Source organism: Methanobrevibacter sp. (genome assembly GCF_045130115.1).
Taxonomy (GTDB): Archaea; Methanobacteriota; Methanobacteria; order Methanobacteriales; family Methanobacteriaceae; genus Methanocatella.
Genome location: NZ_JBGUPC010000060.1, coordinates 1 through 2,028, shown reverse-complemented (window position 1 = coordinate 2,028; position 2,028 = coordinate 1). Strand labels below are relative to the sequence as shown.

The following is a 2,028-nucleotide window of genomic DNA, read 5'->3' as shown; positions in this document are numbered from 1 at the left end:
CTTTTGCTTTTGCAGCAAAGTATTGGTATTTAGTATGTGCTTGGGACTCACCAGCAAAAGCTGCTTGTAAGTTTGCTTCAGTTTTTGTACCTTTTAATTCAGCCATTTTATACATCTCCATTATAAATAATTGAAGTATTCTATATAGAATAATATTATATATAGAGATTATCATTTAAAAATTTATTGTAATTTTAAAAAAAAATAAGAAAAAGATAGCTTAAAAAAATTTAAGCTATATCAGAATATAATAATCCTGTTGCCCTTGCAGCGAAGAACACCAAGTATGGAGTCACAACAATTGAAAGAATGCGTATTCCATTAACGAAATTGTCCAATCCATTTATAATTGCATTGATGACTGCAATTACAACAAATATCAGGAGTAGAACTGCAATTACTTTACCATATCCTATTCTGCCAATGTCTCTGAATGCTTCAGGGATGTTCAAAGCTTCTTTAAGGTCACCGGTATTTGCAAGCCTTGATTCACCCATGGTCTGGATAAACGCAAAGACTACAAACAATATGAATGCAATGAATCCAGTAATCATCAAAGCGGTTCCGAAATTCATGATTAATGGCTGAGGGACAACATCAGTGAGTATTATAGTAGAATTAGCCTGAGCAGACATTGATGCCAACATCATTTTGTTCATCACTTCGTAACTCATTCCAAACAGGTTTGTCATCCATGCGATAATCAGGACAATGATTGCAGGAATGATGAAGTAAACTATGTTTACAACAAAATATTTGATACCTGTTATCAGATTTGCTTTCCACTCAAAATCAGGTGCAGTTTCCGCATGATCAATTCCGGTCTTAATAATTCCTACATGATATCCCATAATTATAAATCCTACAATTAAGCCTAAAATTAATAAAATGATTCCTACTGCAATCCAAATGGAACTGGTTGCTAATCCAACAGCTAAAAATGAGACTCCAAAAGTTATTAAAAATCCAGTAATGATTGACAATACAATATATATTGCAAGTTTAGCCAGATCATTTGAAGGAAAAATGATTGCATCCTTAATAATTTCCATTATTTCCATTTTTTTCACCTTATTTATATTAATCACTCTTAAAAATGAGCTAATAGATATTTATTACAATCATAATATATTAATATTATTAAAAAATCAAGTGAAAATTAATAACAGAGAAAATAATATTAAAAAAAGAAGAAAGGAAGATGAATAGAACTATTCATCTACACCAAAGGATTTTTTAAGCAATTCTGCGTTAACGAATCCTTCCTTATACATTTTACCAGTAGTTAAATCATTGATTACTACTTCTGCAGGAGCAAACATTCCTTTGTCGATTTGATAGAAGTCAAATCCTGCATCTTTAAATACATCGAAGAATGGTTTACCATATCCATCAGCAGCAGAAGATGGTAATTGAGCAGCTACAGCCGCAATGTCATCGCCTTCTTCAGATTCTACATAGTAGTAGGTTCTTCCACCGAAGAGTACTGCATCGTTGGTTTTACCCATAGCTTTTAATCCGTCTGGGTCAACAGGTGCAATAGGTGCAATACCTGCTGCATGTTTAACTTTGGTAACGTCAAATTTAATGAATTCCAACATTTTGTAAGTTCCGTTTTCAACAACTCTTCCTGCAATTTGGATGGATCCAACAAGGGAAGAAGTAGGAGCTACAAGCAAGTAAACATCTTTAACATCAACATTACATTCATCAGCAATGTATTGAGCGACTTCATCACCAGGCAAGACATCAGCTTCCAAGGTCAAGATAGCCAAATCAGCATCTTTGTCTTCATAGCCGATTTCTTCATAGGTTTCTGCTGGCTTTAATGAGATTGCCCTTGCAGGTCCTGAACCTAATGCAAAGAAATCGCCAACAGATACTGACCAACCAGCTTTTTGAGAACCTAAGGTTGAGATAGAAGGTGAGTCGGTTTTAATCTTTACTGAAGGAAGTGCGAATTTTTCAGATAAATCTCCAGGAATTGAAATTCCAACATCTGCAAGTCCACCAAGACAAACTTTAGTA

At 34.1% G+C, this 2,028-nt stretch carries 2 protein-coding genes and 1 pseudogene; all 3 read right to left on the bottom strand.

The annotated features are described in order from the left end of the window. Nucleotides 1–106, bottom strand: a pseudogene (locus ACJMML_RS10500) (rubrerythrin family protein); the annotation flags it as partial. A gap of 124 nt (nt 107–230) precedes the next feature. Beyond that, nucleotides 231–1,061, bottom strand: coding sequence for a DUF4013 domain-containing protein (locus tag ACJMML_RS10495; RefSeq protein ID WP_405307275.1), 831 nt, complete (start codon nt 1,059–1,061; stop codon nt 231–233). A gap of 150 nt (nt 1,062–1,211) precedes the next feature. After that, the coding region (gene mch, locus ACJMML_RS10490) for a methenyltetrahydromethanopterin cyclohydrolase (protein WP_405307274.1) at nt 1,212–2,028 on the bottom strand (817 nt) is incomplete at its 5' end.

Excerpts from the sequence above, each read along its gene's own strand:
- ACJMML_RS10495 (WP_405307275.1), bottom strand. The coding sequence starts at position 1,061 with ATGGAAATAATGGAAATTATTAAGGATGCAATCATTTTTCCTTCAAAT.